General features: G+C 41.2%; 16 protein-coding genes and 1 pseudogene. 4 read left to right on the top strand and 13 right to left on the bottom strand.

The window, feature by feature from the left end; translation table 11 throughout:
• Window positions 1-105: 105 nt before the first annotated feature.
• The 8 genes and pseudogenes from AOG26_RS08625 to AOG26_RS08660 all read right to left on the bottom strand — a co-directional run bounded on the left by AOG26_RS08625 (window position 106) and on the right by AOG26_RS08660 (window position 11,706).
• Window positions 106-1,665, bottom strand: a complete 1,560-nt coding sequence (locus AOG26_RS08625) for an AbgT family transporter (RefSeq protein WP_054562105.1) — start codon at window positions 1,663-1,665, stop codon at window positions 106-108.
• Between the two features lie 148 nt (window positions 1,666-1,813).
• Window positions 1,814-2,092 (bottom strand): YfcL family protein, encoded by a 279-nt coding sequence (locus AOG26_RS08630; protein ID WP_054553188.1) that lies wholly within the window; start codon window positions 2,090-2,092, stop codon window positions 1,814-1,816.
• Between the two features lie 2 nt (window positions 2,093-2,094).
• Window positions 2,095-3,237 (bottom strand): ATP-NAD kinase family protein, encoded by a 1,143-nt coding sequence (locus AOG26_RS08635; protein ID WP_054562106.1) that lies wholly within the window; start codon window positions 3,235-3,237, stop codon window positions 2,095-2,097.
• On the bottom strand, window positions 3,227-3,796 hold the full coding sequence (locus AOG26_RS08640; RefSeq protein WP_054562343.1) for an elongation factor P hydroxylase: 570 nt from the start codon (window positions 3,794-3,796) through the stop codon (window positions 3,227-3,229). The genes AOG26_RS08635 and AOG26_RS08640 overlap by 11 nt, the downstream gene beginning before the upstream one ends.
• A 90-nt stretch (window positions 3,797-3,886) precedes the next feature.
• Window positions 3,887-7,063, bottom strand: a complete 3,177-nt coding sequence (locus AOG26_RS08645; RefSeq protein ID WP_054562107.1) for an HD domain-containing phosphohydrolase — start codon at window positions 7,061-7,063, stop codon at window positions 3,887-3,889.
• Window positions 7,064-7,185: 122 nt separating this feature from the next.
• A pseudogene (locus AOG26_RS08650) lies at window positions 7,186-8,778 on the bottom strand (HD-GYP domain-containing protein); the annotation flags it as partial.
• A gap of 944 nt (window positions 8,779-9,722) precedes the next feature.
• Entirely contained in the window at window positions 9,723-10,886 is a 1,164-nt protein-coding gene (locus tag AOG26_RS08655) for a GGDEF domain-containing protein (RefSeq protein ID WP_054562109.1), read from the bottom strand.
• A gap of 169 nt (window positions 10,887-11,055) precedes the next feature.
• Entirely contained in the window at window positions 11,056-11,706 is a 651-nt protein-coding gene (locus AOG26_RS08660; RefSeq protein WP_054562110.1) for a glutathione S-transferase family protein, read from the bottom strand.
• Between the two features lie 101 nt (window positions 11,707-11,807).
• Between AOG26_RS08660 and AOG26_RS08665 the strand changes: the two genes are divergently transcribed.
• A complete protein-coding gene (locus AOG26_RS08665) occupies window positions 11,808-12,647 on the top strand; it encodes a LysR family transcriptional regulator (RefSeq protein WP_054562111.1) in 840 nt (279 codons plus the stop codon).
• Window positions 12,648-12,660: 13 nt separating this feature from the next.
• Here the strand turns inward: AOG26_RS08665 and AOG26_RS08670 are convergent, their stop codons facing one another.
• Window positions 12,661-14,661 (bottom strand): winged helix-turn-helix domain-containing protein, encoded by a 2,001-nt coding sequence (locus AOG26_RS08670; RefSeq protein ID WP_054562112.1) that lies wholly within the window; start codon window positions 14,659-14,661, stop codon window positions 12,661-12,663.
• Window positions 14,662-14,791: 130 nt separating this feature from the next.
• On the opposite strand from AOG26_RS08670, the gene AOG26_RS08675 reads away from it, so the two are divergent.
• Window positions 14,792-16,798 carry a fused MFS/spermidine synthase gene (locus tag AOG26_RS08675; protein ID WP_054562113.1) on the top strand — a complete coding sequence of 669 codons (2,007 nt, stop codon included), beginning with the start codon at window positions 14,792-14,794 and terminating at the stop codon, window positions 16,796-16,798.
• A 68-nt stretch (window positions 16,799-16,866) separates the two neighbouring features.
• Here the strand turns inward: AOG26_RS08675 and aroC are convergent, their stop codons facing one another.
• Window positions 16,867-17,964, bottom strand: coding sequence for a chorismate synthase (gene aroC / locus AOG26_RS08680; protein ID WP_054562114.1), 1,098 nt, complete (start codon window positions 17,962-17,964; stop codon window positions 16,867-16,869).
• A 65-nt stretch (window positions 17,965-18,029) separates the two neighbouring features.
• Window positions 18,030-18,965, bottom strand: a complete 936-nt coding sequence (gene prmB, locus AOG26_RS08685; protein ID WP_054562115.1) for a 50S ribosomal protein L3 N(5)-glutamine methyltransferase — start codon at window positions 18,963-18,965, stop codon at window positions 18,030-18,032.
• 101 nt (window positions 18,966-19,066) lie between these two features.
• Between prmB and smrB the strand changes: the two genes are divergently transcribed.
• Window positions 19,067-19,624, top strand: coding sequence for an endonuclease SmrB (gene smrB, locus AOG26_RS08690; protein ID WP_054562116.1), 558 nt, complete (start codon window positions 19,067-19,069; stop codon window positions 19,622-19,624).
• 24 nt (window positions 19,625-19,648) lie between these two features.
• A complete protein-coding gene (locus AOG26_RS08695; protein WP_054562117.1) occupies window positions 19,649-20,569 on the top strand; it encodes an AEC family transporter in 921 nt (306 codons plus the stop codon).
• On the opposite strand, the gene AOG26_RS08700 is transcribed toward AOG26_RS08695, so the two are convergent.
• Together AOG26_RS08700 and AOG26_RS08705 are read right to left on the bottom strand one after the other, a co-directional pair.
• A complete protein-coding gene (locus tag AOG26_RS08700; RefSeq protein ID WP_054562118.1) occupies window positions 20,561-23,803 on the bottom strand; it encodes a toll/interleukin-1 receptor domain-containing protein in 3,243 nt (1,080 codons plus the stop codon). The genes AOG26_RS08695 and AOG26_RS08700 overlap by 9 nt on opposite strands.
• Window positions 23,804-23,806: 3 nt before the next feature.
• A complete protein-coding gene (locus AOG26_RS08705; RefSeq protein WP_054562119.1) occupies window positions 23,807-26,053 on the bottom strand; it encodes an NAD-binding protein in 2,247 nt (748 codons plus the stop codon).
• Between the last annotated feature and the right edge of the window lie 40 nt (window positions 26,054-26,093).

Genomic DNA, 26,093 nt, shown 5'->3' on the forward strand with positions numbered 1-26,093 from the left:
TGACAAGGTTTTTTTGTGTTTGTAGTAAAGCTGTCAGCCGTCAGCTATCAGACTTCAGTTTTTTAAAGCCTCAGTTGGATGACTGAGGCTTTGTTACTCTAATCGTTATGAGCCGATGGCTGGGTATGCGTAGCTTGATTGAAGACCTAGTGGAATGCCTAAACCCCAGTACGCGAGTAAGAAGATACTCCAACCGATTAAGAAGGCGATTGAATACGGTAACATCATCGCGATTAAGGTGCCGATACCGGTGCCTTTAACATACTTTTGGCAGTACACAACAACCAGTGGGAAGTATGGCATCAGCGGCGTGATGATATTCGAACTAGAGTCACCTACACGGTACGCAGCTTGCGTTAAATCAGGTGAAATACCCAGTTGCATCAGCATAGGTACAAAGATTGGCCCTAATAGCGCCCATTTTGCTGAGCTTGAGCCAACAAATAGGTTCACGAACGCCGTTAAGAAGATAATACCTACCACAGTGACTGAACTTGGCAGAGCCATTGCTTTTAATAGTTGCGCCCCTTCAATTGCAAGTAATGCACCTAGGTTTGACTTACTAAATGCAGCAATAAATAACGCACAGAAGAACGCCATAACAATATAGTAAGCCATGCCGCTCATCGCTTTACTCATTGCATCGATCATATCTTTAGAGCTTTTAAAGGTACCCACGGCAAAACCGTAGACGGCACCAGGGATCCAAAACAGTAAGAAGATAAGTGGCACAATTGATTGCATTAACGGTGAGCGGAAATTAGTTAACGAGCCATCACTGCTTCGCATTGCTGAGTCGGCTGGCGCTGAGACAAACCAAAGTAGAGCAAGGCCTGCAATCATCACTGTGCTTGCAATATAGAACGCACGTTTTTCATCACTGCGTGCTTCATCAAAGGCAGGTAGGTCTTCTGTATCACCATCAAGTGGTGTGTTCTGTAAACGCGGCTCGATGATTTTATCTGTAATATACCAGCCTAATAAGATAATAAATAAGCTCGAAGCTGAGGTGAAAAACCAGTTATTGAGCGGGTTAATCGCCATATCTGGGTTAATAATTTGCGCCGCACTTTGGGTAAAGCTTTGCAGTAACGGGTCAATCCCTGACGGAATAAAGTTTGCGCTAAAGCCACCACTTACCCCAGCAAACGCAGCTGCAATACCTGCAAGCGGATGACGCCCCATCGCATAGAAAATAACCCCAGCAAGAGGGATAACTAGTACGTAACCGGCATCAGTTGCGGTATGGCTGACAATCGCCACTAAAATAATAGATGGTGTTAAAAGCTGCTTAGGCGTTACTTTTAACATTAATTTAAGGCCGGTATTGATAAAGCCAGAATGCTCAGCAACACCAACACCTAACATAGCAACCAGCACTACACCAAGCGGCGCAAAACCAGTGAAGGTTTTAACCATCGAAGATAAGAAGGTGGCAAGGGAGTCCCCTGCTAATAGGTTATTTACAACGATGGCTTCGCCAGTGCGCGGGTCGATTGCATCAAATGTAGTGCCCGAGAAAAGCCAAGATAAAAACCAAATAAGTAGCATGGCGACTAAGAATATAATCGCCGGATCAGGTAGCTTGTTACCTACCCTTTCTATGGTATTTAGAAAACGTGCGATTGCACCACTTGGTGCCTGCACATCATTATTGTTATTCATTTTCAAATTCCCTGGAAAAATATCTCATTAACCTTAACGTATCTAACTACTAAGGTAAATTTTAAGTTAATGGGATTACCTGATAAAGGTAAAGTGATTATGTAAAAAAAGCGACACAGGTCGCTTTACAGAGTTTTATTTAATTAGATTAGGCTGCAAGTGCTTTAACTTCATCCCATAAGCGTACAACAAGCTCTTTATCTTCTTCGTTTAGCTCACCGTTGCGATAAGCTTTAACTAGGCTAGATTCAACTTGATTGTTTAACTCATCAATCGATAAGTTTAATTCTTCTACTTGTGCATAGCCTACAGCTAAGTCAAAGTGACCACGTAAATAACCACCAGCAAATAGCTCGTCGTCTGTTGCTTTATCAACTAAATCATCAAAATATTGCTGCGCTGCATCAATATAACTTACTAAACTCATTGTTACTTCTCCTCTGGGTGCAGCCCATCTTGATGACCCACTGCATACATAATATGGTCATTGAAACCTGTGGTTACGCGAATATAACCACTTAATTCATCGTCTAAGTCACTGTCACCAGTATCGGCAATCAGTGGTCGGCCATTTAAAGCCTGTAATTTAGTTTTAGTGGCTACAACAATAATGTTATCACGGCCAATAGCACGAATAAGTGCAGGGCTTAATTGCTGATTACCTCGGCCGAAGATATGGCCTTGGCCACCAATTAAGGTGATCACCAATTTGGTTTCTTTACCTTGTGTGAGTTCAAGTAATTGCTGAGCAGTTAAATCCTGCGCGATAAGCTCTTGGTCTGCCACTAAGTCTACACCTAGCAAGGTATTTTCAAGACCCATTTCTTCCATAATTGCCGCGACTGTAGAACCACTGCCCATCACATATAAGCAGTCTTCATCCATTTCACTAACAACATAGGCAGCTATATCGGCAAGCACTAATTCATCGGTTTCTTTACCGCCATTTTTCACTGCCTGTACATATCGTACTTCACTAGGCACTTGCATTTCACCATAGCGCTTAGCTTTTACCGTGCCTTCGCGAAATGCTTCTTCGTCGATATCCATCACATCAGCATCGCCAAGGCTTACAAGTTCACCTTTAACTAGCATCTCAACAACACGCCCAGCAGCTTTTGGGGTAATAGCATAAACCCCAGAATGAATTTTACAGCCTGCAGGAATACCTAATACAGGAGTGCTATCGCCAACCGCATGGCAAATATTGCGGGCAGTACCATCGCCCCCCGCAAATAAAATAAGGTCAACACCTTGCTCAACTAATAGCTTGGCAGCCTGCTCTGTGTCATCTGGGGTGGTGATATCGTTTGTTTGGTAAATAACTTGGCTTTGAAAGCCTAGTTGCTTTGCCGTTTGCTCGCCCATTTCACCGTTTACAGTGTAAATGATTAAGTCATCTTGATGGGCAAGCAGCACTTCAAGTGCCGCTCGGGTGCGTAAGTTTGCTTTTGGCTCAGCACCAAGTTGCATTGCTTTTGCGGCGGTATCTGCGCCATCACTGCCCTTTAGTGCGACACTGCCACCTAAGCCGGCAACCGGATTTACAATCAAACCTAATTTAAACTGCATCAGATAAAGCTCCTGGGTTGCCATGAAAATCGCGCTGCCACGTAAACTGAGCAGCCGATAGTGGCCATGGGGTTTTATAGAAATCACTCAATGCTTTAAGAAGTGCTGTCGTGCGCTGATTAAAGCCAGATGCTAAAAAGCTCAACACTTGCTGGTGAACTCGCGCTTGAAAATCGAATCGACAGGTTTGCTCGCCATTTAAATTATCAACCGATACATTAAAATCAAAACCTGCTGCAGTACTGAGCGCCCACTCTATAGCTTGGGGCTTTACTTCAACTGCTTCAAATTCAGCTTGCTGGTGCTTATCACGACCATCTGGGCAATACCAATAGCCATAATCTTCTTTTAACCGACGTGCCTCACCAGCCACCAGCCAATGGGCAATTTCGTGTAAAGCACTGGCATAAAAACCGTGGGCAAACACAATTTGGTGATAAGGCGTTTGCTCATCAGCAGGCAGGTAAATAGGTTCATCATCACCCTTTATCAAACGCGTGTTATGGCTTTGATAAAAGGTGCTTTCAAAAATAGCGATTAAGTCAGCAATCTGATGCATACGGCTTGAATTCATCTCGTTAAAAGCGTCACTAAAAACGAGGCGAATTGTACGGACTTTTCACTCTAAAGTAAAAGCAACCGCCCTCAGTTACAGGTATTTTGCGATATCAACATCATCGATTTGCTCTGGGTTTAAATAGCGTTTTGCATATTCAAGGTAAATACCTGATGTTAAAAATAATTTGAACACATCTTCATCAACATGCTGATCGGCTACCATCTTGGCTAAAATATCAATGGCAACACTGAGTGGCTTGGCTTTTTTATAAGGTCTATCGGCAGCGGTTAATGCTTCGAAGATATCAGCCAGCACTAGCACACGCTCAGGTATCGATAAATCATCTGCAGATAACTTACGCGGATACCCCGTGCCTTTTAGAGTTTCGTGATGGGTCGAGGCATAACGTGGCACCCGTGCTAATTCTTCAGGGAACGGCACATTATCGAGCATTCGAATGGTACTGATAATATGCTCATTAATTTTAAAGCGATCTTCATTTGTTAACGTACCGCGCTGAATTTGCAAGTTATACAGCTCACCTAGATTATACTTGTACTCAGGAATGCTTACTTTAATGCCTAAGCGCTCGTCATACTCAATAGGTTTATCATGGGTGATCAGATGTTCAGGCTTATCTGAAAGTAGCTTTTCAGTAACAGGCAACTGCTCATCATTACTATGAACGCGTAGTTCTTCAACTGGCGAAAGGCCTATTTTATCGTCAAAATGTCGCTGCCACGTTATGTTACTGAGCGCCTCTAAACGCTTAAGGCTTGCTTCATCCATAAACTCGCCACCCACATTGCACGCAGCGATAAACGAAAAATCACTGCGTAATTGTGCTTGGCGTTTGCCAAGCTCGGCCTCAAGCTCTGGTTGCTTTTCTGGTGAGCTTTGCAACGCTTTTAAATAAGCGATTTCTGCATCTCGCCATAGCACTTCAAAACGTGTACGCACTTCATGAATACGGTTATAAATGGTTTCTAACTTAGTGCCTTTGTCGACGATATGCTCTGGGGTGGTGATTTTACCGCAGTCATGTAGCCAAGCCGCGAGGCTAAACTCTCTTAACTCGTCTTTATTTTTAAAGGCAAACTCTTTAAAAGCGTGTTCATTGGAACTTGAAGCCGCTTTGGCCAACATAATGCCCAGTTCTGGTACTCGTTCGCAGTGCCCTGCTGTATAGGGCGATTTATCATCGATGGCCTGCGCAATAAGCTCAATAAATGATTCCATTAAGGCTTTTTGATTTTGCTCATGCTGCTGAATAGATTGACTCATTTGCACCATGGAGTTGGCCAGGTTATTGATTTCTTTAATACTGCTTTTTAACGTTGAAACTTGGTCAAACTGACGCCGCTTTATCTTTAAGTTTTCGCCCTCTAAGGTCTTAATAGGTGCAACAATGGGTGAGGCAAAAAACCACGACACCGGCAATACCATAATTAAGCATGCGGCAGTGATAAAAATAGAGAGCTTAATTTTCTCACGGGTAGAGCTTAGTACCCCCTCTTTCGGCACCACTATCGCTAAGTAATCGCTATTAATGCCCCCTTCTGAAAGCGGAGTGATATACACGTACTTTTCAATGCCATTTAGGGTCATCAAACGTAAATGGGCAAAGTTTGTTTCATCTGTAATTAAAGTTAGAAACTCAGGATATGGCACAGTGCCAATAACTTGTGTTTGCTGACTGGCATCGCTCCCTAACCACTTTCGCTCAAGAGCAGCAATGTACGAATTTGGCAACTGAGTGATTGCCATATCAACTAAATCTTTAAGCGCTGCATCCTCTGGATGAAACAATAAATGCAGGGTATCGGGAAGTAGATCATGGCTATAACTATCAAGTTGATTGTACTGAATACCATCAATAAAAAACTGCTTTTGGGTGTACTTGAATACCGCCTCGTTATCTAAACCAGCATAGACGCGCCCTTGGCTTACTGCATCAAGCACCGCTTTAGTACTCGGTAGCTCAACAATATCGATGTCGGGAAAGTGCTCTTTGATCACTTTAATCACCGACCAGCCCTCGCCTATAGCCAACTGTTTGCCTGCTAACTGCTTCATAGTAACAATTGGTGTGGACCCTTTTGCTGTAATGATACTGAACGGTAAGGTCGCCATAGTTTGGCTCATAAGACCAAGCGGCTCATTGGCAGGCGTTTTAAAAATAGGCTGAATAATGTCTATTTCATCTTTTGCAAATTGGCTTAAAAACTCAGCCCAGGTAAAGCCATTAATAAAAGTCACCTTAATTCCAAGTAACTCAGCCAAACCATTAATATAATCAATGCTATAGCCTTTTGGGTTTCCGCCAACACTAAAGTCCATTGGTGGCCAATTGGTTTCGTTAGAAACACTTAAATAAGGGTACTTCGCCAATACACTTTGCTGATCTTCAGTAAGAGGCAGTTTTTCAAGCCTTGGCAATACTAAGCCATTTTTTTGTTGGTTAGAGGCAACAATTTCACCTTCTTTATTGTAAATATACAGCTCACTTAAATACTGACTGCTCATTTTACTTTGCTGTTTACTTAAATACTCAGAGATGCTCGATAAGCTCACGTCTAACGCCAATACACTGTTTTCTCTTGCCGACTTTATCGAATAGGTTTGCCCGGGAGCTTGTAGGTGGGTGAAAAAATACGGCTTGGTTTTATTGACTCGGGTCGAGTTTGCTTGCTTAAACCACAAACGCTCTCGCGGATCATAGCTGGTACTCTTTGTTTGAGAGATACGCAAATTAAATTGCTGATCAAAGTAATGAGTATGCTGAACACGCTCAGCCCCTTCGCCGGTAATGTGGATCACGACCCAGCGATCTGCTTCGATGGCTTGCAACTGCTGGCGAACAATTTCACTACTTTCTAAATTAATTAATTCATAAAAGTCACCATTTTCATAGCCGACATATAAGGCATAAAACAATGGATTGAGCTGCATGATTTCGCTCATGACATCTCTCAGTTCACTTTTATCTTCGCTGTCGGCGCTGATAAGGCTGCTGTTTTGTACCATCACACTTAATGTGTTTTCTGACTTTTCATTCACCCCAGTAAGGTAATCAGCAACGGAGCCGGTGGCTAAATTAAAGTTTTTAACACTGGCTTCTAAAGCCATTTTTTCACTGAAATAATATTGCAGGCTAATTGCAATCAGGGCTGTTAATGAGGTGGCTAATACGAACACCGCGACAACGGTAAGACGAATCGAGAAACGAATTTTTTGTTTAAGTTTTTGAAAAGCAGATACCAGCACTTATGCATCTCCTTGCAATGCTTTGTTCGTAAATAATATTAGCTTATATAATCTTTATACACCAATAACTTTGTATTACAAACAAAAACACTGCAATATTAGCCTAAAGCATAAGCAAATAATTATCTTAGATATTTTTGAATATCGACCGAATCGATTTGCGACTCATGTAAAAACTGTTTTGCATATTTTAGGTATATGCCTGAAGTTAAAAAGAGCTCAAATACGTCACGGTCAATGTGATCGTCATCGACCATTTTCGCTAAAATATCAATAGCAACACTCAGAGGTTTCGCTTTTTTATAAGGTCTATCTGCTGCGGTTAATGCTTCGAAGATGTCAGCAAGTACTAACACACGTTCAGGTATTGATAACTGCTCAGCGGTTAATTTTCGTGGATAACCGGTGCCTTTTAAGGTTTCGTGGTGGGTTGACGCATAACGCGGAACTTTCGCTAATTCTTTAGGGAATGGCACACTTCCAAGCATACGAATTGTGCTGATCACATGCTCATTGATCTTAAATCGGTCTTCCGCTGTTAACGTGCCCCGTGCAACCGACAAGTTATACACTTCGCCAAGGTTATATTTATACTCAGGAATGACCATATTAATGCCTAAACTCTCTGGGTACTCAACGGCTTTTTCGTGTGGAATTAAATCACTTGGCTTATCGCTTAGCAGTGACTCTTCGACAGGTAAATGCTGATTCTTCAAATCAGCCATACGCATTTCTTCAAGGGGCGATAAACCTAAACTAGCGTCAAAATGACGCTGCCACTTAATGCTAGCAACCTCATGTAAACGAGACAGCTGCTCTTCATCCATAAACTCACCACCAATATTACAGGCAGCAATAAAGCTAAAGTCTGCGTGTAACTTTTCAGTTTGTTGCTCAAGCTTTTGCTTAAGCACAGATTGCTGCTCTGGGTGCGCTAATAGTTGCTCATAGTAAGCAATTTTTGCATCACGCAGCAGCACTTCAAACCGGGTGCGTACTTCATGAATACGGTTATAAATGGTTTCGAGCTTAGTGCCTTTATCAACAATATGCTCTGGTGTGGTGATTTTACCGCAATCGTGCAACCACGCTGCTAAACGAAACTCGCGTCGCTCATCAGGGGTTTTAAAGCTGAACTCAGAAAACGCCTCATCTGTTGAACCAGATGCTGCATCAGCAAGCCAAATACCCAGCTCTGGCACCCGCTCACAATGCCCTGCCGTATAGGGAGATTTATCATCAATGGCTTGCGCAATAAGCTCAACAAAGGACTCCATCAGCGCTTTTTGAGAATCTTCATGTTGCTCAATGGAGCGACTCATATCGACCATCGAACTAGCTAAATAATGAATTTCTAAAATATGGCTCGAAAGCGTTGATACCTCATTGTAATCGCGCTGTTGAATTTTTTTATTCTCACCCACTAGTTTAAGTATTGGATTAACGATTGAAGAGGCAAAAAACCAAGAAACGGGCAGCAGCAAGAGTAAAAATAAACCCGTGACTAAAATTGAAATTCGTATTTTTTCTTTAATTACTGCTAATACATCATCTTTAGATACCAGTACTGTAAAATAATCCACTTCATCAGATTGCATATCGCTACTGAGCGGCAGAGGCAGCACAAACATGTACTTTTCTATCCCCTTTTCATGTACGCTCAGCATTTTACCAAATTGATGCGCTTTATTGGCAAGCCCTGATTGCTGCTCATCTAATTTAACTAACTGGGATAAATCAGCAAAACTATGCTGATGGCTTTGATTTTTACTGCTCGCAATAATCTCGCCATCACCCCGATAAACATACATTTCACTTTCAACTAAGTGCTTCATTTTAGTTTGTTGTGCGGTTAAGAAGTGATTCAAACTTGCACTGGCAATATCAATCGCTAATACATCGCCTGTTTGCGCTGATTTAATTGCATAGGTATAACCTGGTACATCAAATACGTTAAACACGTACTGCTCAGTTTTCGTCACCGAAGTACTGATTGCATCCTGAAACCAAACACGGGTGCGCGGGTCGTAATCTGTCGCTTTAGTGTCTCTTTTACGAACGTTGAGCGACTCGTCTAAATACGTGGTTACTTGCTTACGATCGCTGCCCTGCCCTGTAATTTGATACACCAGCCAATGATCGTCTTCATCAAGTTGAAACGATGAAGGAAGCTTGGCATAGCCTTTTAAATTAATAACCTGTAATAAGTCGCCATTAGCATGACCAAGAAAAAGCGAATAAAAGTCTGGATGGCGCGTTAAAATTTCGAGCAATACATGCTGTAAAATCTCTTTATTATCTTGGCTATTCGAAAAGAGTCGCGTGTCGTGGATCATCACGCTCAAGGTATTATCGGCACGCTCATTGATTCGGGTGATGTGATCGGCTATTTGTTGGCTAGTTTGTTTAAATTGCTCAGATTTAGTTTGCAGTATCAGCTTTTCACTAAAGTAATAATGCAGACTAATCGCCACCACGGCTGTGAGTAAGCTTGCAAGGACAAATACCAGCAGAACACTGGCCCTAATTGAAATTTTATACCCTTTATCGTGGCGTGTTAGCATTCGCGACTCCTTGCTTGCTAATCTAAGAAAATAATCTGATTAAAGATTATACCGAAATGACTATAAGGTACATGTTTTAACTCATATTAAAGCTGTTAAAGTTTAATAACTAATTGATTACGCCCAGCATCTTTAGCCTGATATAGCGCAGCATCAGCCCTTGCAATTACTAACTTTTGTTCTTCTTCTCGCATCACAGTCAAACCAAAACTTGCTCGGATCGGTAGAGATAACCCCTCAACTTGGAACATCTCAGCATTCAGCCGTGAGATCATACTATTAATAATGACAGTAGCATCTGGCACTGAACATAATGGCAACACAATAACAAACTCTTCACCACCGAAGCGATATACATCATCTGAGGTACGCAACGACTGCGTTAAAAATGCAGAAAAATATTGTAATACCACATCTCCTACCTCATGACCGTGGGTATCGTTAACACGTTTAAAATAATCAATATCTGCCAAAATGACGCACACCTGTTTTGACTCACCCTGTTGCTGCTGAGTGAGCCTTTGGTACTCTGGGTAAGCATTATCAAAAGCGCGTCTGTTTGGCAGTTGAGTGAGTGAGTCTCTAAGTGCTTGGGTTTTCATTTCGTGAGCAAGTTGCGCAAGCTGAGCATTTCTGACAAATAGCTCCCTACGGATAATATGTTCGTGAGCAGCCATGATCATGCCTGCTAAGTTAGCCGCCAGATGCGCTAAAATGACCATATAAAGAGAGTGGTTAGAAATTTCTTTATTAAAATAGATAACAGAGATAGCAAGTGCACTATATAAAGTACTTAAAAATACAGATAACTTAATTGATACTAAGGTCGAAAAGTAAAATGTAATCAAAATGATTAAATCAAAAAACATATGCAGAATGTAAAAACGTTCATAAGTAATAGCCATAAACTGCATATTCAAAAATAAGAACAGCATAAATACAGATATCACCAAACGAAATAACTGGATAGTTTTGATATAACTCAGACCAAAAGCACTAAGTACGCATACTGAAACCATAATAATTCGGCCAGTTAGAGCAATATCAGGCCAAAATGAAGCTTGAATAATCATCTTATCGAAGAAGGTTACAAGCGTGGTAACTAAAGCAATTATGCAGCAAAAAAATTGCGCTATTTTTTTATCTTGTGCAAATTTACTTTGTAAAAATATTTGCTCTACCTGCAGCGACTTAAATTGACAGGCATAGCGATCTATCGTCATATCTTGATTAAATAATTTTGCTGCAAAAGCGCCCATAAATAAATGCCTACTACGAAAGGGGGGTGTTCGATTAAAGAGCAACTACTCTAGTATAGAGTGTATATTCACTAATTAAACTAGTATTTTTGTATAAAAATACTACAAAAAACCCCAAATAAAAGTATAGTAGACAATAAATTAAATAGGAAAATATTCTAAATTTCAGTTAGTTGATTTCTTCACCCGCTTCATCACAGTCTACAATATCGGTTTCTTTAAGGGCTTCGCTGATCCAGCTTTGCATTACCGAGCAACTAAGTACGTGCTGGCAATAAGCTTGTGCAGCATGCGAAAGCTCCACCTGATACGTTTTGAAGCGCAGCACCACAGGTGCAAACATCGCATCAACAATAGAGAACTCACCAAATAACCATGCATTAGGGTAACTTTGCTGCTGAGCAGAAAATATCTCATCGATACGCGCAATGTCTTTTTTAGCTTGCTCTGATAATTCAACATGCCTGTTAGCGCGAATATTCATTGGCATTTCACTGCGAAGTGCAGCAAAACCAGAGTGCATCTCAGCCGCTAGACTGCGCGCTTTTGCTCTTTGGGCTATTTCACTAGGCCAAGCAGCACCATTTAGATAAGCATCATTGATGTATTCACAAATAGCGAGTGAATCCCACACGATTAATTCAGCATCAATAAGGGCCGGCACTTTTTGCACGGGAAACTTACTTTTTAATGCTTCATAAAACTCAGGCGTATCTAAAACTAATTGCAGCTCTGTAAAAGAGATATTGAATTTACTCAGCAAATACCACGCCCGCAATGACCAAGTTGAGTAGTTTTTATTGCCAATAAATAATTGCATTGTGCTTCCTTTAACGTTTAGATTAGGCTCACTATAAAACAGCAATTGGGTAATTACTTGCCAATTGTTTTTATGCTACCTATAAGAAAAGCTGATACATTATGGATATTGATGCCCTCAGAACTTTTTGTGCCTTTGTTGATACAGGCAGCTTCACCCGCGCTGCAGCACAAATTTGCAGAACCCAATCTGCGGTAAGTATGCAAATGAAAAAGCTTGAACAAGACCTCGCAAGTCCGCTATTTGAAAAGCAAGGCCGTCAGTTGGTGCTAAGCCATCAAGGCCACCAGCTAGCAAGCTATGCAAAGCAATTGATAGCGCTTCATGATGAAGCCTTTAAGCAATTAAAAGCAGGCACTGGCAATATACGTGTGCGCATTGGTTGTCCTGATGACTATGCCCACTCTTTACTACCAGAGCTTGTTGATGCTTTACACCAACAGTTTAATGCACTGGATTTACAAATAAGCTGCGCCCCTAGTACTGAGCTCAGAGCCAAACTAGACCAAGGTATGCTCGATTTGGTGATTGCCACTCGCTCGCCAGACAGCGAAGAAGGCTACTTATTGCAATCAAGCCAAGGCGTGTGGGTGAAAAGCCCTGCTTTTGAGATTAACGATTCAACCCCACTTCCTATCGCCTTGTTTCAACGAGACTGTAAGTTTCACCAAGCCAGTATTGAGGGTCTATTAAAAGCCGAGCGTCGTTTTAATATTATTGCCTGTTGTGGCTCAGCGGGAGCGTTACATGGCTTGATTAAACAGGGACTGGCAATTGGCAGTATGGCGCGAATAAGCATGCAATCAGGTGTGGAAGAGATCTGCGGTACCTCACTTCCGGTATTGCCTGTCATTGATATCGTGCTGCTTTACGGTAATCATGCCCACAACCCACTCAGTCATGAGCAGCTTAAGCAGCTTGTGGAGTTGATTAATACGTAAAAAACATATCAAGCTAAAGAAGTTTTACTAACTTACGAGTTCTATTAGGCTCTGTAAGGTATAAAAACTCTGTTAAATCATGGGCACTGTTGATCAGCATATGTTGCTTAGGTTGAGTTAATTGCCAACTTTCTGTTGCAGCGGTTGCCAAATCAATACGTTGGAAATTAATGGTATCAGCATGCTCCATAGTGACCGCTAATTGCTGGTTACTTACAGATATACCAATGATGTCATTATTAGCAGCTTGCCAAACAGTCTCAGTATCTCCTCGGCTATTAACTCGAAACACTTCGTTGCTATTTGAAAAATAGATCTGATCTTGCTCATCTAAATCCATGCCATAGCAGCTTAAACGTTTCCCTGAGCCTGTGAAAGGTGTCAAATTTAGGCTTGTTAAATCGAATTTTGCCGGATGAAACGTCTGTCCATCCTCCGCTCGATATGAAACCAAAATCGCGTCTTGATTGTGATACATTTCTCGCAAGTAAAAAGAGTGATTTCCATGGGGAATTGTTTCATAAGTGCCACTGCTTAAATCAATTTTAAACAATGTATCTTTACTTGCGGTGTAAACCTGCCGTGCGTCTTGGCTCCAAACAATACCAAATAACTCATGGTTATCAGGGTTAGCAAAAATGCGCGTTTGCTTACCATTATCGTATAAAAATAATTGCTTTAATCCAAAACGATGAGACTCAAAAACAAATTTAGTTGAGTCTGGCGAAAACACGGGTAGAAAGTCGATCGATGAGGTATCTACGAGTTTGGTCAATTTGTCAGGGGTGGCACGTGTTTGGCTAACAATATCTACATCAACATTCACTAGCTCCATCAAAATGGCTTCAGCGTCTGGTGTGTACTGGGCATCACGAATTATTTGATAATTATTAAATGAAATTAACTGCTGCTCACCATCAAGCTCTAAATTAATAAGCTGATTTCGTTGGCTAATCAATAGTGCTTGATTATTCGGGTGCCAACTTAATCCTTGAATACCGTTTTCTATAATGGCAATAGTTTGTATTTTTTTACTGGCTAGGTCGAGTACATCAATACGGTATTTGTTTTGCCCCGCTTCAATCCCCATTGCGACTATACGGCCGTCTTTCGATAACGCATTAACAAGTAACCAATCTTGCTGTGTGGCAGCTAGTAAATGTGCTTTTTGTTTAGATTCTAAGTTAAGTGAAACGAGTCGAGTATCGTTGTGTAGTTTATCCTTTTCTATGTAATAAAGCTTATCAGCATGCCAATCGATGTGGTGACTGGTTACAACGGTGTCATCAAAAACACTCACCGTCGCTTGTTCTAATGGCTGAAATTTAGATAAATCAATGCTTATAGTGTTTAGATGTTGTTTCTGCTCTGTACTTTTCACAAACGCAATCGCATTATCGGAGGTCGACCACCCCAAAGCATAGTAGCTTGCAGCATCTTCAGTCAGCCTCACTTCTCGCTCTGTCGCAAGCTCTTTAAGCCAAATTTGCTGACTTCCTTTATCACCTCTAACAAAAGCAAGGTACTTACCACTATGTGAAAGTGACAAATTAGCTTCATTTAGTTCACTCGAAGTGAGTGGCATCAGCTGGGTAAAGTGAGCAGTATCTTGCTGTTTAGGGATTAGTTGCCACGCAGTAGCGATAAGGCTTACTAGTAAAAAAAACAGCAACCCAAGATTTTGCGCTTTTAGTTTTTTGCTCTGCCCCTGTGTTACTTTTTCAAGGCTATAACCGCGCTTAGGGTGTGTAATTATATACTGCGGATTTTTGGCATCTTCTTGGAGTGCTTTTCGTAGTAATGCGATACAACGCTGTACCGAACTTGGGTTGTAGGTAGCATTAGGCCACACATTTGCAAAGATTACTTCTTGGCTTACAACTTCACCTTTATTTAAATAAAGGGTATGTAATACATCCATGACCTTTGGCTCGACTATTTGCTCATAATCTTGCGATGAAATTAAACATCGACTCTCATCAATTGCAAATTTGCCGATTCGATAACGCGCCACTGACTTCTCCAATAAATATTTACGAATCAAAGATTAAGGTTTTCTTAAGAGAAACTCAAGCGTTACTCCATTGTCACTTTAATCTGGCTAATAGATTGTTTTTGCTATCTCAAAATAGGTAATAAAAACAATGTATAAATATTTATCAACGCTCACTATTTTCATCAGTGCTTTTTTAATTTTTCAAATTCAGCCGATGCTTTCAAAGCAACTTCTACCGCAATTTGGTGGTGGTGCCTCTATCTGGTCTGCGAGTTTAGTGTTTTATCAAGTCATGTTACTTATTGGCTATTTCTATGCGCATAACATAGGGCGCTTTCATATTAAGTTGCAGGTAGTCACCCATATAGTTTTAGTCACCTTTGCCACACTCATTGTTGTGACAGAATTTGCAGCCCCAAATCTCACAAATTGGCCACCTGCGCTTGCGGTGTTTGTTAATTTATTTATAGAAATTGGTCCAATATTTATTCTACTGAGCGCTACCAGCGTACTTTTACAAAGATGGTATGTGCAAACTGCTTCAGCACAGGTGCCTTACCATTGGTATTCCATCTCAAACTTGGGCTCTTTACTGGCGTTAATGAGCTACCCACTCGTTTATGAATTACTATTTTCTTTAGAGCAGCAAACTACATATTGGCTATTTGGACTTATCAGCTACTGCTTGTTATTAGCACTTCTAGTAATATTTTTACTCAAAAAAGCACCCGATTTATCAAAAGCATCTATTCAAACTAGGCCTGTCACGCTTTTAAAAGGTAAAGGTCAATGGCTGTTATTAAGTGCCTTAAGCTCAGCCATGTTGGTATCTACCACGCATATGATCAGCACTAATATTCCACCCATGCCATTACTTTGGTCGTTACCTCTTGTAATATACTTGCTCACCTTTAGTTATACGTTTGCCAACAGAGCTAATTATCAGCGTCATGTGTGGGCATATGTGTTTATATTTTCGGCTTTTGCAGGTCTGCTGATGTTTTATTTTGGCAGCTTATTCAATGCCCTAGCCCAGCTTATAATTTACAGCCTGATTCTATTAACCGCCTGTATGGTCTGTCATGGTGAGCTGAGAAACAAAGCCCCTGAAAACGAGCAATTTACCATTTTTTATTTTTATATCGCCCTTGGTGGTGTGTTAGGGTCGCTTTTCAGTACGCTCATTGCCCCATTGGTATTTGTCCAGATTGACGAGTATTTACTTACATTAGCGGTTATTTTTAGTTTTGTGTGCTACTTCCAATTAAATGCTAAAACAAAGACAAAACAGCTCAAATTCACTCTCGCAACCAGCTCCATCGCTTGGTTAGCATGCTATTGCTTTTTAGCAGTAAACTTTAACCAATATAACGTTGCCACTAGCCGCAACTTTTATGGCTATTTAGCGGTAAAAGATATAAACACTCAATCAATAAAAGAAAGGCGCTTAATTGACGGCACCACGATTCATGGCTCAGAGCCACTAAATCCAAACCAACAGTTTGAGCAAAGTTATTACCATCAGCATACTGGTGTCGCTAAATCACTTGCCATACTAAAGCAACACAGCGCACTAAACATTGGCGTCATTGGTTTGGGTGCAGGCGTTTTAGCGCGGTTTGCAGACCAACAGGATAGTATTCACTTTTTTGAGTTAAACCCTGCTGTGGTCGAGATGGCAAAGCGCTATTTCTCATATTTAGAAAACAGTAAAGCCAAGCTCACAGTCAGCTTAGGGGATGGTCGTATTGCGCTAAAAAATAATGCGGACGAAGTATTTGACGTCTTGATTATTGATGCATTTTCAAGTGATGTAATTCCTGCGCATTTGCTAACCCAAGAAGCAATTTCACTTTATTGGCAAAGGCTCAATGAAAATGGCGTATTGATTGTGCATATTTCAAATAATCATATCGACTTACTGCCTGTATTACAGGCACATAGCCAACATTTTAATAAAGCAATGTTAAAGTTTAGCTATCAAGGCCATAGCCCATCAGGCATAGGCTCAGACTGGGTAGTGCTAACTGATAATCAGGCTTTTTTAAATCGTGTATCTATCAGTGATTTGTCGCCCATGAAACGCTACCCATTTAGCGAACTGACCATGTGGACTGATAGCAAACACAGCCTACTCCCCTTATTAAAATTCTAACAGGCATAAAAAAGCGCGATGATAATCATCGCGCTCATTAACTGCGTTTACTTTATTTAAAGTCGCGCTTAAATCGAACCTTTGATTGGTCCATGTTCGTGGCTTACATGTGGGTTTTGACCACGTTGGCGCAATAAGTGATCCATTAAGGTAATCGCCATCATCGCCTCAGCAATAGGAATTGCACGAATACCTACACATGGGTCATGACGTCCTTTGGTGATCATCTCTACCGCTTCGTTGCTGGTATTAATGCTGTTACCCGGAATGGTAATGCTTGAAGTTGGCTTAAGTGCGATAGAGGCAATGATGTCTTGCCCTGTCGAGATACCTGCAAGTACACCACCCGCGTGATTTGATGTGAAACCATCTGGAGTTAACTCATCACGGTGCTCAGAGCCTTTTTGCTCAACCACATCAAAGCCGTCACCAATCTCAACGCCTTTTACCGCATTAATGCTCATTAATGAGTGTGCAAGCTCTGCATCTAGGCGATCAAATACTGGCTCACCAAGACCAACAGGCACATTTTTAGCAACCACTTTAACTTTAGCGCCTACCGAATCACCTTGTTTTTTTAGGTCGCGCATATATTCATCAAGCGCGCCTAATTTACTCGGATCAGGGAAGAAAAATGCATTGTTTTCTACTTCATCCCAGTTGTAATCTTCAGCTTTAATTGGCCCAAGCTGGCTCAAACATGCCCGCACTTCAATACCATGAAATTGTTTAAGGTATTTTTTTGCAATTGCACCTGCCGCTACACGAATCGCCGTTTCACGGGCAGAAGAGCGACCACCCCCTCGGTAATCACGAATACCGTATTTATGCCAATAGGTATAATCACCATGACCTGGGCGAAATACCTCGGCAATTTTGCCGTAATCTTTTGAACGTTGATCGGTGTTTTCAATCAGTAAACCAATGCTAGTACCTGTGGTTTTACCTTCGAATACACCAGAAAGAATTTTTACTTCGTCACTTTCGCGGCGCTGTGTTGTATAACGACTTTGCCCCGGCTTGCGACGGTCTAAATCAATTTGTAAATCGGCCTCGCTAATTTCAAGGCCTGCTGGTGTGCCATCAACAACGCCGCCTAATGCAACGCCGTGGCTTTCACCAAAGGTGGACACTTTAAATAGTTGCCCGATGCTATTACCTGCCATTAATTTTCCTCATTCCTAATGACTACTGAGACCGAGCCCTCAGGCTCGGCTTTTAAAATCTGCTGTTAATCTTCGAAATAGTTAACAAGTTGCTGTTTGCTGATCACAAACACGCCAAGACCACCTTGTTCAAATTCAACCCACTCAAATGGTGCGCCTGGGTACAGCTCTTCCATATGTACCATAGAGTTACCAACTTCGACAAATAACAAACCGTTATCAGTTAGATGCTCTGCAGCTTCAGCTAGGATGGTGCGAGTAACATCAAGACCATCATGACCCGATGCTAAACCAAGCTCAGGCTCGTGATGGAATTCACGTGGTAAATCAGCCATATCTTCAGCATCAACATACGGTGGATTAGCTACGATCAGGTCATATTTTTGACCCGGAACGCCACTAAACACATCTGACTGAATTGGCAGTACACGGTCATTTAGCATGTAATCGCTAATATTAATATCAGCAACTTCGAGCGCTTCATATGAAATATCAACCGCATCAACCTGTGCATCTTCAAATGCTTGTGCAAGTGCAATAGCGATACATGCAGAACCGGTACATAAATCAAGAATGCGCGTTACTGAGCTTGGCTCTTCTAACCAAGGCGCAAAGCGATTGTTAATTAACTCAGCAAATGGCGAACGTGGAATTAACACACGCTCATCAACATAAAACGGCATACCTGCAAACCACGCTGTGTTGGTCAGGTACGGTACTGGCGTACAATCATTAATACGCTCTGCAATTAGTTCAGCTAAACGGTTTTTCTCGGTGCTGGTTAAACGCGCATGCATTAACTCTTTTGGCGCATCTATTGGCAAACTTAATGCAGGTAATAGTAAGCTAACTGCTTCATCCCACGCATTATCTGTGCCGTGCCCAAAGAAAATACCACTGCTGGCAAATTGACTGGTTGTCCAACGTAACCAATCATGCAACGTTGAAAGTTCTGCAATTGCCTCGTCTAAAATTGCGTCTTCTATCTGGAAATGGTTCATGTATGTTCCTTAACTTTCAAAGTCTGTTCTGACGCGTATTGTACCGTCTTTTCAGTTGGTTTTTACTCGATTTTTAGCGTTTTTTTGTTTAGACTGCCGCCATGAAAAAAGATCCCCACGCCAACAACCACATTAGCACTGACGATATTGACTTATTTCGTCAGAGTATCAGTGGTGCCAAAGCATTTAAACAAGACACTATTCGATTCACCAATAAGCCTAAAGTGTCACAAGCGAAGCAATTTTCCCAGCAAAAAAAGCAACATCAGGCAGAATTTTTCTTTTCTGATGAATATGTACCAGACATCGACACTCATGGCACCGTAAGTTATGTCAAACCAGGTCACGATAGCTTTTTAGCAAAACAACTTCGCCGTGGAGATTACCCACCAGATTTAACCCTTGATTTACATGGCTTAAATAAAGAATTAGCCAAAGATGAGTTGGCAGGTTTAATTCATGAGTGTAAAAAACAGCATTACTATTGCGCTTGTGTTGTGCATGGCATTGGTGAGCGCATACTTAAACACAAGGTACCGCAATATTTAGTTCAACACCCTGATGTGATTGCTATGCACCAAGCGCCTCTTGAATTTGGTGGTAAAGGTGCAGTACTTATTTTAATTAATCTTCCACAAAGTGATGAGTTCAGACGATAACGTCTTCTTATCATAAGGCCTAAAGTGCATATTTTTTCGATTATCTTTCCTCTGATTTTTATCGTGTTAAGTGGTTACATCAGCTCGCGAAGCAAGTTTTTATCGAAAGAGCATATAGCAGGTTTAAGTAAGTTTACTTTTTATATCAGTGTGCCTGCTTTTCTATTTTTAAATATGGCCCAAGCCGATTTACAAAATAGTGTGTCCATTGCGGGGTTTTTGAGCTTTTACATCCCGGTATTGGCCATTTACGCAGTTGGCTATGTTCTTGACCGCTACCTTATTAGCAAGCAGTCTGCGCCGTCACGTCATGCTGTCTTTGCCCTTGGCAGTAGTTACTCAAATACGGTACTGGTAGGTTTACCTATAATTATTGCTGCACTTGGGCAACAGATGGTCGGCATTGTGTTTATGATCATCACTTTTCATAGCGCACTTTTGTTTACCCTTACCTTTTTGCTCAGTGCTAAGTCGCAGCAAACATTCTCTTGGCGAGCATTTGCTAAAAACATGCTGCTGAATCCAGTCGTGTTAAGCATCAGTAGCGGCTTGGCTGTTAACTTACTTGGCTTTACACTTTTTGATAATTTAGCAAATGGCCTGAGTCTACTTGCCAAACCTGCCATTGCCTGTGCGTTGTTTGTATTAGGGGCGAACCTTGCGTTTTATAAAGTGGCCGACAACTTACAAGCCTCAATCATCGCAACCATCATCAAGCTAGTTGTATTACCGTGCGGGGTCTACTTTTTTGCAGGCAGCGTATTCAATCTAGAGCAATCATTACTGAACGTGTTAGTACTTTTAAGCGCCTCTCCTTTAGGGGTCAACGCTTATCTAATCGCCAATCAAATTAAGCAACACCAAGCGACACTGGCAAGTAGCGTCGTGCTTTCAACAGTATTGAGTGTGGTGAGCTTTAGCACCTGGTTAAGTATTTTACTTTAAACATCCTCGCACTTGTTTTTGCTGAACATTTAATGGCGAAATAAAGTTATCTTCACGCTGTTTTTGCGTTAAGCAGTTGCGTCTTTTTGGCAATGCATTTTTCGCAGCATCATTAATTTCACGACTCAATGCGGGTAAGCTAAACAACTTGCCTTGATTAGCTAATATAATTAAGCGGTCAGCATGCTCATCAAACGCTATTTTTTGCTGTTGATAATCATCAACCTGATAAAACAGCTGACCCGTGTCAAGATGATAAATACTAGGCTTGCCTTGATTAATTATTAAATATTCTGCTGATGCTGATAAGCTTAAATCCCCAGCTTCTTCAGTGGTGTTAAATCGATAAAGTTCTTGCAAGCTAACAGTGTCAACAACCACAACAGCTTTGTCTTTTAATCCAATAACCAGCTCACTCTCCTTAACAAGTAGGTCTGCAATATCAGACTGGAAGGTCAGTTGTTTTAAAACCTCACCGGTTTGCAAATCCAAGATACCCACTTTACGCTTGGCTGCTTTTATTACCAAACGGTTTGCTTGTGACACAAAGTAGGCATCAAGAACTCGGGCTATTTTAGTTGTATTAAACTGCGGCTTTTTCGCTTGTAAATCATAAAGCATCACCCCTTTTTTATTATTACCTAGCAATAAATAACGCCCATCAGCACTCAGCCTAGGCTCGGTCATTATGGTATCTTCACTAAGGGGGATTTCGGCGATGCTTTGTTCGCTCATCAAGTCAACTAAGTAAAGCGCTTTTTTGTTCCAAGAATCTTCAATAAATAAAACAAAATGCTGTGCTTCATTTAATAACACCACCGAAGACGAATCATATTTGTCACCAAACTCAATTAAGCTGTTCTTTTCTAGATCAAATACTTGGTGATTGCCATAACCACATTCCACACTTATAAAGCGTTTTGCATTGGCTACATCGGCGATATTAACACGATGTCGTTCACACAAATCTATGCGTCGAACAAGCTCACCACTCAAGCTATTAAACATATAAAGCTGGTTTTTATTATCAAGGCTCTGTGCTGTTAGAGTGTGCCCGTCAGTGCTAAATTCAGCGCCCCATAAATTAATTTTTTCGCTAAGTGCTATGCTAGGGCTATTTTTCAGTAATGACCAAATTGAAATACTTTTGTCATCACTCGAGGCGTTAACCAACTCACTGTTTGTTAAAACAAGCTTTGTGCGCTGATTAATTTTAAAGTTATTAACTTCAATACCAGTTGCGACATCCCACACACGCACATTTTTATACGCTAATGTGATCAAAAGCTTACCGTCTGGTGTAAATGCGCCATCTTCAACATTTGAAAAATGGCTAAGCTGACTACCTTGATTTGTTTTGATATTCCAAAGTGTCGGTGCCTTTTCTAAACTACGAATAAAATCAGCATTTTCGGTTGTCGATTGCACTTGGTTAACAGTGGCCATTGCATAAACGTATTCTCCATTTTTACTCATCAAGGTATGAATATGCGGAGTAACTCCTTGTTGCTCGCCACTTTCAACTGCTTCAACACGGGTACCATTTAGATCGTAAATAACTAAGCCTTGGCTATCATTGGTAAAGCCTGTTTGTCGAGCTAAGCTATTTTTAGCTGTAAAATCATAAGCTAAATCCAATGAGCGTATTTCATTTCCATTTTGAGCGTTGAAGAGTTTAAGTGGCCCCACGAGCTCAGGAGTCGTTAAAATATAGTGACCATTTGGGCTAATTTGAATGTCTGCCAAGCCGTATTGTTGAGAATGTTTAACATCGTATAAAAGCGCATTATTAGTGACATCCCAAGCAATGAGCCGGTCAAAATGACTGCTCATATAAAGGGTTTTGTTATCAGGACTAAATACTAGGTTTTTTATCTCGGCTTTAATTTCGGTGCTTTGTTGTTTGGTTAAGGTATCACTATCCCAAACACTGACTTCGCCCTCACGAGTCGCTATAGCAAGTTGTTTGTTATCACGGCTCAGACTAAAGCCTTGAACAAACTGTTCAGTTTTAAGCAGTTTATCTTCGTCACTGTCTGTTATTGATAAACGCTTAACTTTGCCATTTGAAAGTACAAACAGCTGTTCATTTTCAACATATTGGTACTGTTCAATTTTTTCTTGTGCTTGATAATAAAAGTGTTTGTTATTGGCATAAATCGCCCGACGCAATTGCCCTATTCCACCGGGCATTGGACGCTCTCCGCCATATAAACCGGGTAGTGCATTGAGGCCTAATAGCAACGCAGTATCATGCTCTCCATCATCGTTAGCTTGACGGGCCCTATCAAGCAAAAAGCGACTTTGATTTAACAATGAAGCATCACGCTGCTCAGTTGCTATTTTAGTTTGCTGTTGCGCAAGCTGTTCATTTTTAATGGCTTTTTGCTGTTTAATATAAGCAAAAACACCCGCTACCACTGCAATAACAGCCAGCATAGCGACGGCGCTTAACCATTGGCGCAAACGCTTTGCCTTTTGCTTAGCAAGTTCTAATTGATAAGCTTGGTCGCGCTTAGTTAATGCCCCAAGTGGCACACCTAAAATGCCTGCGATAATTTTTAACAGCATCAATTTTTGTTGAGCTTGGTATTGCTCAACATATCGAGCTAAATCTTGGCTTGAAAATTCAGTGCGCGATTTTAAATACTGTTTATATGCTTCAATTGAGGTCCAGCCTTGTTCAAGCTTGCCATCATGATTAACCCGAAAATCAGCCGCTAGAGGCTCAGCTAATTGTGTTGTTGGGTTGCCCTGTGCGTCGTAAGCATATTGTAAGGGCTTTGGAAAACATTCATCCTCTGGCGTAACCCCTTGCGATTGCTTTGTTTTATCCCAGCTTGCATTTGGTTCACCGTCAATCATTGCGGCAATAATTTGATCGCTTCGGCCTAACTTTTTGAAGTAATCGATTTCATCTGCAACATAAGTAGATGCCACTGCGTTAGGCGAACATAACACAATAAGCAGTTGAGTATTATCTAGTGCACGTGTAATTGCATTGCCAAGATCAGCATCGGCTGGGAGCTCTTCTTCATCGCGAAAAATGGGGAAAATACGCTCAGGGATCAACTCGCCACGGGCGTTTTTTTGACCCACTAAATCTTTTGGGATTTCATAGGTTTCGATTGCTTGATGCAACCAGGTTGCCCACTGCCGTCCAGTTTGCTTATTATCAGCGTGACGATATGAAATAAACGCCAAGTATTGATGCTTAACTAACTTCTCACTCATTAGCTAATCTCTCTTAAAGTCTACAATACGCACTTCACCATTAGCGCGCTGACTAGTAAATGGGTAACGGCACTTAAACTGTTCTGGCACACCATGCTGCCACCAGTTTACAACATCAGCTGTACCGCCAATTCCTCTGCTAGGTTGAGAATCCCAAACAGCTATCAGCTCGTCGGCCATAGCAACCAAGTGCGCTGCTAAAGAGGCATATTGCAAAGCACGAGACTCATTAGCTGTATCTTCCATCTCGGCTAAACTTCGATAAACAGGGGGGATTTCTGCAAACCACTGTGCTTTGGCGAGCAACTGTTCAAACTCACTATCTGGTTTACTAAAATCCAATTTATACAGTTCGTAAGCCATGGGCAGTAGAGCAATAAAACTAGCGTCTAAACGGGTTAGCGCTCGCTCTATTACTAATCTATCAGCTCCTTCAGCCAGACCAGAAACAAACTGAAAATGACAATTTGGATGAGCCTGCTTAAGCGCATCTAACTGCTGATCAATGTCTCGAACCAAAGTGTCATGTTGCTGGCTTTCAAGGTTTGTGAAGCGATGGCCTGTGACTGCCACGGTGACCACTTTTTCAATGCCAAAAGGTTGCGTTGTATCTTTTGCCAGTAACAGTAAATCGTTAACAGCTGCGGCAAAAAAATCACTATTACCTTGCTGCTGTTGTTGTGTTAAATCATGCCAAGGTTTTATCAGTGTATGGCGTTTTGCAATATTTGAGCGAGTACTAGAAAACTGCCAGCCATCAATTTTACGCTCAGCGCACCAGCGAGCATGTTCCATCGACGACATCATATTGAGCTCGTTATCTGATAATTCAATGCTGTTTGAGTGGCTGCTAAAACGTGCATTTACCATCGCCAGTTTTTCACGCCAACTCAGCGCAAAAGCTCTATTGGCTTCCTTTAAACTATAAGGTAGGTCTTGCCATGAAGTAACATTATCTTGATTTGCTTGATAGCTTTGTTCGTGAGCTCGCTTAGCTAACACTGAGCCACGAGGCTGAGTCACTGCGCTAATATTGATATCTTTACTGTTATCATTAAAAGCCACCAAGTTATCAGGTATCTGCCTTGTTTTAGATTGTTGTTGTTCACTAAATTCGGTGTAGCTAGTTGCGTAGTAAATGGGTGCCATAAATAGGCATTCAACTAGCATCTTATTGCGAAGTGTCAAAGCGATTGAGAAACAATTTAATTGCTGTGTATCGAAAATATAAATTTGCGTTGCATTAGAAATGATATCGAGCAGCAGTTTATTATCTGCGAGTAACTCATGAACTTGCTTATTAATAACGTTAAGCTCAGCGGCAGCGTCAATAGCTGTAAGTTCTGCACTCAACTCTGCATTAGATTCGGTAGTGATTAAAGTAATTTTTACCGGCTTTAAACTACTGTAGATAGCACTTTTCGCATAAGTTCTTGCTAAATCTAACGCCGCGTCATTACTACCAAAAATAACCAAATGAACTTGGTCTTTTCCTTGAATATTAAGCAGTGGTAACGGCGAATGCTTGGCAAAAAGCTGCTCTGCTAGTAACTGGCTTTTACGCCAAAAGCGTAGTTCGGTGCTGGTATTTTCAATAAATCGAGGGAGTTGTTTAAGTTGATCCGCTAATACCCGACTATGCAGATGTACAAAAACGGGCGCTTTCAAGTTGGGTAAGTTAGTAAGTACTTGCTGAGCAATAGTAATGTTATGGCTATCATCGCCACAACAGAAAAATACCGCCTCAGCATGCTGTAAGTGAAGCTTATCAGCAACTGATTGATTAATATCACCAACATGCACAATCGCACCTTTTTGTTTCAGTAAGGCAATATGACTATTTTCAGGGTTACTTTCGATTGCTATAACTGATTTATTCGCAGCCAATGCAGATAGAGCAATGGCAGAACCTTTATTTCCCAAACCCACAACAAGCTGAAAGTCAGAGCGAGGCCTCAGTAAATATACAATGAGCTGCTTTGCACCATCAAAAATTAGATAAAAGAAAATTAATGCTGTCGTTAAGGGGGCTGCAAATCGAGCAAATTCAATGAAAGGGTTCATTTGATTGGTTTTATAAAGCTCTTGTGTCCAATCACCACTAAAAGCAAACAGGCCCGCAATTGCATATATATTGTTAGCTAAAGGTTCACTCCAGCGTGTTGTTTGCGATACACCAAACAGCCCCACCAACATAATGAACATAAATAAGCCGAACAGAAATAAAGTCGATTTCTTTTGTGAATCCATGGGCTACCTTGGGTTATTTTTATGGTTTATATTAGGAAAT

Origin of the sequence: Pseudoalteromonas sp. UCD-33C (assembly GCF_001306895.1) — a bacterium.
GTDB lineage: Bacteria > Pseudomonadota > Gammaproteobacteria > Enterobacterales > Alteromonadaceae > Pseudoalteromonas.

Coding starts and splice junctions, on each gene's coding strand:
- AOG26_RS08640 (WP_054562343.1), bottom strand. CDS start 3,796: ATGCATCAGATTGCTGACTTAATCGCTATTTTTGAAAGCACCTTTTAT.
- AOG26_RS08625 (WP_054562105.1), bottom strand. CDS start 1,665: ATGAATAACAATAATGATGTGCAGGCACCAAGTGGTGCAATCGCACGT.
- AOG26_RS08630 (WP_054553188.1), bottom strand. CDS start 2,092: ATGAGTTTAGTAAGTTATATTGATGCAGCGCAGCAATATTTTGATGAT.
- aroC (WP_054562114.1), bottom strand. CDS start 17,964: ATGGCAGGTAATAGCATCGGGCAACTATTTAAAGTGTCCACCTTTGGT.
- AOG26_RS08700 (WP_054562118.1), bottom strand. CDS start 23,803: ATGAGTGAGAAGTTAGTTAAGCATCAATACTTGGCGTTTATTTCATAT.
- AOG26_RS08635 (WP_054562106.1), bottom strand. CDS start 3,237: ATGCAGTTTAAATTAGGTTTGATTGTAAATCCGGTTGCCGGCTTAGGT.
- smrB (WP_054562116.1), top strand. CDS start 19,067: ATGAAAAAAGATCCCCACGCCAACAACCACATTAGCACTGACGATATT.
- AOG26_RS08705 (WP_054562119.1), bottom strand. CDS start 26,053: ATGGATTCACAAAAGAAATCGACTTTATTTCTGTTCGGCTTATTTATG.
- AOG26_RS08655 (WP_054562109.1), bottom strand. CDS start 10,886: ATGGGCGCTTTTGCAGCAAAATTATTTAATCAAGATATGACGATAGAT.
- AOG26_RS08675 (WP_054562113.1), top strand. CDS start 14,792: ATGTATAAATATTTATCAACGCTCACTATTTTCATCAGTGCTTTTTTA.
- AOG26_RS08660 (WP_054562110.1), bottom strand. CDS start 11,706: ATGCAATTATTTATTGGCAATAAAAACTACTCAACTTGGTCATTGCGG.
- prmB (WP_054562115.1), bottom strand. CDS start 18,965: ATGAACCATTTCCAGATAGAAGACGCAATTTTAGACGAGGCAATTGCA.
- AOG26_RS08665 (WP_054562111.1), top strand. CDS start 11,808: ATGGATATTGATGCCCTCAGAACTTTTTGTGCCTTTGTTGATACAGGC.